The sequence below is a fragment of the Acidobacterium capsulatum ATCC 51196 genome (assembly GCF_000022565.1).
GTDB lineage: Bacteria > Acidobacteriota > Terriglobia > Terriglobales > Acidobacteriaceae > Acidobacterium > Acidobacterium capsulatum.
Window position 1 is genome coordinate 1,336,952 of record NC_012483.1, and the last position, 9,159, is coordinate 1,346,110.

At 61.1% G+C, this 9,159-nt stretch carries 1 protein-coding gene; it reads left to right on the top strand.

Annotated elements, in window-relative coordinates:
* Nucleotides 1–103: 103 nt before the first annotated feature.
* Nucleotides 104–9,157: a non-ribosomal peptide synthetase/type I polyketide synthase gene (locus ACP_RS05515; RefSeq protein WP_169305925.1), complete on the top strand. Its 9,054-nt coding sequence runs from the start codon at nt 104–106 to the stop codon at nt 9,155–9,157.
* The last annotated feature ends 2 nt before the right edge of the window (nt 9,158–9,159 follow it).

A 9,159-nucleotide genomic window follows, 5' to 3' on the forward strand; every position in this document is an offset into this window, starting at 1 on the left:
CTGCGGATAGCGCCGGTTTTTTGCAGCATGGGCAGTCAAGCAGGAGTTTTCTATGGATACCGGAAAGCCGCCTTCAATGCCTGCGCCTGCCAGAGGCACTGAGATGTCTCTGGTGAAGCGGACACTGCTCCATCTGGAGCAGCTTCAGGCCAGGCTCGACGCAGTGGAGCGCGCAAGGTCGGAGCCAATCGCCATTGTCGGCATGAGCTGCCGCTTCCCTGGCGGGGCCAACCATCCGGAAGGCTTCTGGAAGCTGCTACACGGCGGAACTGACGCGATCACAGAAATCCCGGCCAGCCGGTGGAAGATAGACGAGTACTATAACCCGGACCCCTCTGCCGCCGGCACCATGTACTGCCGTCACGGCGGCTTTCTCTCAGACGTCGCGGGTTTTGACCCATCTTTCTTCCATATCAGCCCCCGCGAAGCCGCCTCCATGGACCCGCAGCAGCGCCTGTTTCTTGAAGCCTGCTACGAAGCACTGGAATTTGCCGCGATCCCTCCCTCTTCGTTGAAAGGAACCAGCACGGGAGTATTCGCCGGGATTACCACCAGCGACTATGCCAGTCTGCAACGCGCGGCGGGCCATGTGGACGGTTACTTCCTCACCGGCAATCCATTGAACACTGTAGCCGGACGCGTCTCCTACACGCTGGCCCTCCAAGGTCCGAGCATGGCCATCGACACGGCCTGCTCCTCGTCGCTGGTCTCTCTGCACGCCGCCTGTCAGAGCCTCCGCCTTGGAGAGTCCAATCTGGCGCTTGCCGGAGGCGTCAACCTGATTCTGTCCCCCGATAACACCCTCGCTGTCTGCCGCGCGCGGGCGCTCTCGCCAAGTGGGCGCTGCAAGACCTTTGACGCCTCGGCCGATGGTTTTGTGCGCAGCGAAGGATGCGGTGTCCTGGTCCTCAAGCGGCTGTCCGATGCAGTCGCTGAGGGCAATCGTGTGCTCGCGGTCATCCGCTCCTCTGCCGTCAATCATGACGGAGCTTCCTCTGGTTTTACCGCTCCAAACGGAGTGGCGCAGGAGGCGGTTCTGCGTAAGGCGCTGGGGCCAATGGATCCAGCAACTATCGACTATGTGGAGGCGCACGGTACGGGCACTGCGTTGGGAGATCCGATCGAGGTCAGGGCGATCGCCGAGGTCTACGGCCAAGGACGCACGCCCGGCCATCCCCTGAAGATTGGCTCCGTCAAGACCAATATCGGTCACGCCGAATCAGCATCGGGCATTGCCGGCGTCATGAAGGTCGTACTCGCGCTGCAACATGAAGAGATTCCACCCCACTTGCACTTCCACACACCCAGCCCGCTCATCCCCTGGTCCGAATTTCCGGTTGAGGTCGCAACCGGGGTCTCATCATGGGCTCGTGGTGCGAAGATTCGCCGGGCGGCCGTCAGTGCCTTTGGGGCCAGCGGCACCAATGCCCACATCGTGCTCGAAGAGGCTCCAGTGACCGGCGCTGCTGCCCACGCTTGCCAGCATGATTGCCATCCTCTGCTTCTCTCCGCCAAATCGGAACCGGCTCTCCGGGAGACCGTGCAAGCCTACCGGCTATGGCTGGAGACGCATCCGGAGGCCAGCATGGCTTCGGCCGGTTGGTCTTCCAGTGCGGGACGCGACCACTTCACGCACCGGATCGGTCTACGGGTAGCCTCACGTCAAGACGCGATTGATAAACTTCGCACCTGTACAGTTCCCGGTGCTGCAGCCTCGCAACCTCCGCGCGTCGCGTTCCTTTATACCGGGCAGGGATCGCAGTACACCGGCATGGGGCGTGAGCTGTATCGCACGCAGCCGGTCTTTCGCGATGCCATTAATCGGTGCTGCGGCCTCGCCGAACCCCTTCCACTGCGAGCGATCCTCTTCGAGGAGAATGCAGGCATCGAGCAGACGGGCAACTGCCAACCTGCTCTGTTCGCGCTGCAATACGCTCTCACCGAACTGCTGAAAAGCTTCGGCATCACACCGGGCGCGGTCATGGGTCACAGTGTCGGGGAGTATGCCGCGGCGTGCGCCGCCGGAGTCTTTCCACTCGAGGACGCTATACGCTTGATCCGCGAGCGAGGGCAGCTCATGCAGGCCTTGCCTCAGGACGGCTGCATGGCGGCTGTGCTGGCTGACCTCGCAACCGTGGAGCAGGCCATCTGCCCTCACGCCGCCGAGGTCTCGATTGCTGCCATCAATGGGCCGCGCAACGTTGTGATCTCCGGAGCGCGCAGCAGCGTCGCCGCCATCACCAAACACCTGGAAGAGCGCGATGTGCATTCGGTTGCGCTCAATACATCGCATGCTTTCCACTCGCCGCTCCTTGAGCCGATGCTGGAACGCTTTGAGACTGCGGCTCGATGCATCACAATGCAAGCGCCTCAGGTACCGCTGATCTCAAACCTTACCGGGGCGCTGCAGGATCAAGCTCCATCGGCCCGATACTGGCGCGATCACTGCCGCCAGGCCGTTCGCTTTGCCGATGGGGTTCAAACATTAGCCGCCACCGGCTTTGACACATTGTTGGAAATTGGTCCCAGTCCCATCCTGACCGGTATGGCCAAAGCATGCCTGCCAGCCGACGCCGGGGTCCATCTGGTTCCGCTGCTGCGGCCCGGCTCCACGCAGGAAACCTTCCTTGATGCGTTGCTACATCTCTACCGCCATGGAACCAGCATCCGCTGGTCTGCCTATGAAGAGAACGCGCCGGAACCGGCACCGCTGCCCACCTACGCCTTTCAGCGCAGCCCCATCTGGCTGCAGGAGACACCCCGCACGGAAATACCTAAGACGGAACAGCCAACCCCTATGATCCCAGCAGAACAGAAAAAACAGAGTAGTCTTGAATGGCTATGCACGCAGGTCGCAGAACTGATCCAGGCGGACCCAGCCAGCGTGAGCGTGGAGGTTCCCTTCCTCGAGTTGGGCGCTGACTCCATCGTCCTGATCGAGGCGATCCGCCTGATCGAAAAGCAATATGGCATCAAGATGGCCATGCGCCGCTTCTTCGAGGACCTCTCTACCATTGCAGCCCTGGCTGCCTTCATCGACCAGAACAGCGCAGAGCCCGAGCCTGCCACACCGGCAGTGACGAGCATAGCTGCTCCCGCCTCTCAAGAGAGCAATAGCTCACTTGAGAGGATGATTGCCGGCCAGAACAAGATGCTCGCCGAGGTGATGACGCAACAGATGGAGCTGATGCGCGCCTCGCTGGGGATCACATCACCGGATGCTGCTTCAGCAGGCACCGCAGCCGCCGCAACGGTTAGACCGGCGCGCGTTCAGCCCAAGGCTGCGCCTGCGGCAGAGGCTCCGAAACCGATGATGCCCTGGGGAAATCCGGTGGAGCAGCGCGCTCGCGGCCTGACGCCGGTCCAGCAGCAGCATCTGGAAGATCTGATCGGTCGCTTCACCGCAAAGACCAGGCGTTCAAAGGAATCCGTACAGGCATCCCGCTCGGTCGTTGCGGACAGCCGCGCGTCGGTCGGATTTCGCTTCTCGACGAAAGAGATGCTCTACCCCATCGTCGGCGAACGCACCTCCGGCTCGAAGCTCTGGGACATCGACGGCAACGAATATATCGACTTCACCATGGGCTTCGGCGTGCATCTCTTCGGGCACGCACCGGATTTCCTGCAGACCGCCATCGATCGCGAGCTACGGCAAAACCTGGAACTCGGAGCAAGGTCGCCGCTGGTAGGCGAGGTGGCTGAGCGCTTTGCCCGCATGACCGGCCTGGACCGGGTCGCGTTCTCCAACACCGGCACAGAAGCCGTGATGACCGCCATGCGCCTGGCGCGCGCCGTCACCGGCCGCGACGCGATTGTCATGTTCACACACTCGTATCACGGCCACTCGGACGGAACCCTGGCGGCAGCCAATCCCGAGGGCGGGACTACCGCGATCGCCCCGGGAGTCCCTGCTGGCTCGGTCGAAAACATCCTTGTGCTCGACTACGGCAGCGACGCGGCTCTTGAAAGCATCCGCGCCCTGGGCCCGTCGCTGGCCGCGGTGATCGTCGAACCAGTGCAAAGCCGTAATCCTTCCCTGCAGCCCGTTGCGTTTCTCAAGGAACTCCGGAGCATCACGGAGCAAAGCGGCACGGCACTAATTTTTGATGAGATGATCACAGGCTTCCGCGTGCACCCTGCCGGGGCACAAGGGCTTTTTGGAGTGCGCGCCGACATTGCGACCTATGGAAAGATCATCGGCGGCGGCCTTCCGCTGGGCGTTATTGCGGGCACTGCGCGCTTCATGGACGGCATCGATGGCGGCATGTGGAGCTATGGCGATACCTCTTTTCCCGCGACCGACCGTACCGCGTTCGGAGGAACGTTCTGTCAGCACCCGCTCTCGATGGCTGCAGCCCTTGCCGTGCTGAAGGAACTGGAGCGCGAGGGCGGCGCATTGCAGGCGCGCCTGAATGATCGCACTGCCACACTGGCCGAAACACTCAACAAGCTCTTCGCTGAAGAGCAGGCGCCCATCCATGTCACCAGCTTCGGCTCACTCTTTCGCTTTGAGTTCACTGCGAACTTAGACCTTTTCTTCTATCACCTGCTCGAAAAGGGAATTTATATCTGGGAGTGGCGAACCTGCTTCCTTTCCACTGCTCACACCGAAGACGACCTGCAGCGTTTCGTGAAAGCTGTGCGTGAAAGCGTGGTGGAGTTGAAACGCGGCGGCTACATCCAGACGCCGGCCAGCAAAGAAACCACGACAGCGGTGCCTCTCAGCGAAGCCCAGCACCAGCTATGGCTCGCCTCTCAGATGGGGCCGGAAGGCTCGCTCGCATACAACATCAACACCACGCTGGCGCTGCGAGGCGAAATCGACACGGAAGCACTCCGGAAAGCGATTCAGGGCCTCGTCGACCGTCACGAGGCACTGCGAACCACATTCTCACCCGATGGCACAAGCCAAACCATCCGGCCGAGCTTCCCACTCGAGATTCCTGTCGTTGAAGGGGACATCGAAGCCTGGCGCATGCAGGAGAGTAAAACGCCCTTCGACCTGACCACCGGTCCGCTCTTTCGCGCAGCCCTGCTCCGTGTGGACGGCGAGCATTCCCTCCTTTCGCTCACCGCACACCACATCGTCTGCGACGGGTCCACTTTCGGTATTCTTCTGGATGAAATTGCTACCGCTTATAACGGAAGCGTTCCGGCTGCGCCGCCGCTGCAATTCCGCGGCTATCTGCGCGCGTTGGAAGCGCAACTCGCTTCTGCGGAGATGCAAGCCCATCGTGCGTATTGGCTTGATGAGTGCCACGAGCCGGTTTCCGCACTGCGTCTTCCCGTCGACCGCCCCTATCCCGCCATCCGGAGCTTCCGCGGACAACGTGTCTCGACCCTCATCGATGCGCCCTTGGCCAACGCTTTGCGGGCTGCATCCCGGCACGCAGGATGCACGCTGTACATGACCCTGCTGGCCGGATTTCAGATTTTCCTGCATCGCATCACCGGCCAGGAGGAGATCCTCACCGGCATCCCGGTAACTGGCCGTTCCGTGCCTGACAGTGAGCGAGTCGCGGGATACTGCACGCACCTGCTGCCCATCCGGTCTTATCAAGAAGCAGACCTCACGGTCTCCGGGTTCATGGCCGCAACACGACGGCGCATGCTCGACGCCCTCGAGCACCAGGACTTTCCTTTTGCAGAGCTGCTGCGCGAGATCGGCTCTCAACGTAATCTCCATGCAACGCAGTTGGTCTCGACCGTCTTCAACCTGGAACCAGTCTCCGAGCTGCCCGCGCTTCACGGTCTCGAAGCAACGCTGGCTCCTCCGTTGGTTCTCTACACTGCCTTCGACCTGAGCCTGAACACGATCGACACAGGCACCGAACTGCTTCTCGAATGCCTCTACGATAGCGATCTCTTCGAGGAGAGCACCGTTCAACGTTTTCTTGCCGTCTATCGCCAGATTCTCTCCGCCATAACCCAGGACGCCGATCTTCCGGTGACACGCATCGCGATACTTCCGCCTGAAGATCGCGCGCTCATCGAACAATGGAATGACACTGCGGCCCCGTTCCTGAGGGGCCACGGAGTACACCATCTCTTTGAGGAGCAGGCCGCCAGAACGCCCGATGCAACCGCCTTGATTCACCTGCAGCGCCGCATCTCCTATGCGGAACTCAATCAGCGGGCGGAAGAGATCGCCGCGCAATTGCGCACCGCAGGAGTCAAACCTGGAGCATTGGCCGGTGTATTTCTCCGGCGCGACCCCGACCTCATCGCGGCCCTGCTCGGGGTACTGAAAACCGGAGCCGCGTATGTACCCATGGACCCCGTCTGGCCATCGGCGCGCGTGGCGCTGGTGCTGGAAGACGCCTCACTTGCTGCGATTGTGACCAACCGGGAACTCGCCGATTTCCTGCCCCCCACTTGCCACACTCTCATGGTTGAAGAACGGCCCAAGGAGCCACTGGCACCAGTCAGCTCTGCGGCGGTTTCCGAAGAAAGCCTCGCCTGGGTCCTCTACACATCGGGCTCTACTGGCCGCCCGAAAGGCGTCATGATTCGCCACAGTAGCGCTGCGGCGTTCCTTGCCTGGACACATTCCTACTTCACGGCCGCGCAGACCAGCTGCGTGCTGGCATCGACCTCCATCTGCTTTGACCTTTCCATCTTCGAAATCTTCACTCCGCTCAGCCGGGGAGGAAGCCTGGTGCTCGCTGAAAATGTTCTGGAACTCGGCAGCCTGCCGTCGAAGGAAGAGATCACCCTGATCAATACCGTACCTTCGGCAATGTCTGCGCTGCTGCAAGTCCAGGCTCTGCCCACAAGCGTCACGACCGTGAATCTTGCAGGAGAAGCGCTGCGCCGCCCACTCGTCCGATCTATCTATCAGGCAGCACCCCAGGTCACGGTCTACAACCTCTATGGGCCCAGTGAAGACACGACTTACTCCACCGCCACCCGCATCGACCGTGACAGTCCGCTCGAACCATCTATCGGCCGCCCCATTTCCAACACACAGGCCTACATCCTCGACCGTCATTTGGAGCCTCTGCCCATCGGGGCCATCGGCGAACTCTATCTGGGAGGGGCAGGACTCGCCGCCGGCTATCTGAACCGCCCCGATCTGACTGCGGAACGCTTCGTCTCTGCTTCGTTTGCACCGGCAGCACGCCTCTATCGTACAGGCGACATCGTACGCTATCGTTCCAGCGGAGAGATTGAGTACCTAGGACGTTCCGACAACCAGGTAAAGCTGCGAGGTTTCCGCATCGAACTTGGCGAGGTTGAAGCTGCTATCACAGCGCACACCGGCGTGGAGGCCGCAGTCGTCGCGCTGCAGGGATCGGGAGAACGCGCGCGCCTCGTCGCATGGGTGATGTCACAGGAACCGGATACCCTGCTGATTGCGTCGCTGCGAGTGCGTCTGCGCGAACAGTTGCCGGAGTACATGGTCCCGTCCGTCTTCCTCATCGTCACCGAGTTCCCGCTTTTGCCCAACGGAAAGATCGACCGCAATCGCCTTCCCGTTCCAGAAGAGGAGATTGCCCCAGCTCCGGTGGAAAACGAGGTCGAGGGAAAACTCGCTTCCATCTGGCAAAATGCTCTCGGCCTACCATCCATGCATACAGATGCCAACTTCTTCGAAGCAGGAGGCAACTCGCTGACGGCCATGCAGGTGGTTACACAGACGCGCCGGGATCTCGGTTGTCAGATCGAGTTGAAGACGCTCTTCTCATATCCAACCATTGCCAGCCTTGCACGCCACATTGCAAACGCAACGGTGATCAAGTACGAACCCATCCAACCACAGCCTTCGCAGGAGCATTACGCACTCTCCCCGGCGCAACTGCGCTTCTGGGTACAGGAGCGCCTCTGGGAGGACGCTCGCAGCGGTCCCATGCCGGCGCAGTTCCAGATGGAAGGCCCTCTCGATGTCGCCGCTCTGCAGCGAGCCTTCGAACTGCTAGTTGCGCGGCATGAGATTCTCCGCACGATCTTCGTCGAAACCGGTGGCCAGCCCCGGCAGAAAATCCTTGCACCTGAGGAGTTCGCAGCCTTCTTTGAACAGATCGATCTCAGTCATGCGGAAGACTCGGCGACCCAGCTTCACACACTCACGATGCGCGAGCGCCTGGCCCCGATGGACCTGGGCACCGGCCCGCTCTTTCGCGTCAAGCTGGTGCGGCTGCATGCCACGCGGCACATATGCGTTTGCGCCATGCACCACATCATCAGCGATGGCATCACAAACGAGGTTCTGCTCGACGACCTGCAGCAACTCTACAGCGCCGCAGCCCAGCAGGAGGAGCCGCTATTGCCAGCCCTTGCTGTGCAATACAAGGATTACGCCGCGTGGCTGAACGACCTGCTAGACAGCCCCGAGGGCGAACGAATGAAGGAGTACTGGCTCACCAAACTCTCCGGGTTCACGCCATTCTCCATGCCGGGAGACGCCCCCCCCGGCGGGATGATCCCGGGCGAGCGCTGGAAAACAGCTAGCCTCTCGCTGGATGCAGCCTGTACGGCAGGCTTGCAGAGGATGGCAGACCAACACCAGGCCACACTCTTCATGGTCCTGGTCGCTGCGGTGAAGAGCTTGCTCTATCGCAAATCGGGGCAAGAGGACATCATTGTTGGCACACCTGTGGCTGGACGTGTCTTGCCCGAGTTGGAGCAGCAGGCGGGCCCTTACCTTAACGTGCTGGCGCTGCGAGACCACATCTTCGGCAGCGAACGCTTCGACGCGCTGCTGCACCGCATTCGCGAGACTATCCTTGAAGCTTTCTCGAACCAGCTCTATCCATTGGACCGCCTCTTCGAACCCCTGCGGATCGTTCGCGACCCAGAGCGGAACCCGGTCTTCGATATCGGCTTCACCCTGCAGAACCAGCGCCGCGGTCCGCGCCAGGCTGGCCCGCTGCATATCTCCGAGATGGAGATTCTACCGAAGGAATCTCGGCACTCTGAAGCCAAGACCGCTCTCTGGTTCCTCATAAGCCCAGGCGAAGCAATGCTTGAGATCGACATTCTCTATGACCAGCACCGCATGAGCGAGGCATACGTACAAGCGCTTTCGCAGGATCTTCAATCCATCCTCAACGAAGTGACGGAGCAGCCTGGAGTCCGCCTGCAGGATCTCCGGCTGGGACGCAGCACTCCTCCACAAATCCCCGTGAAACACAGCGTAAAGATGGGAGCCTTTTAGCA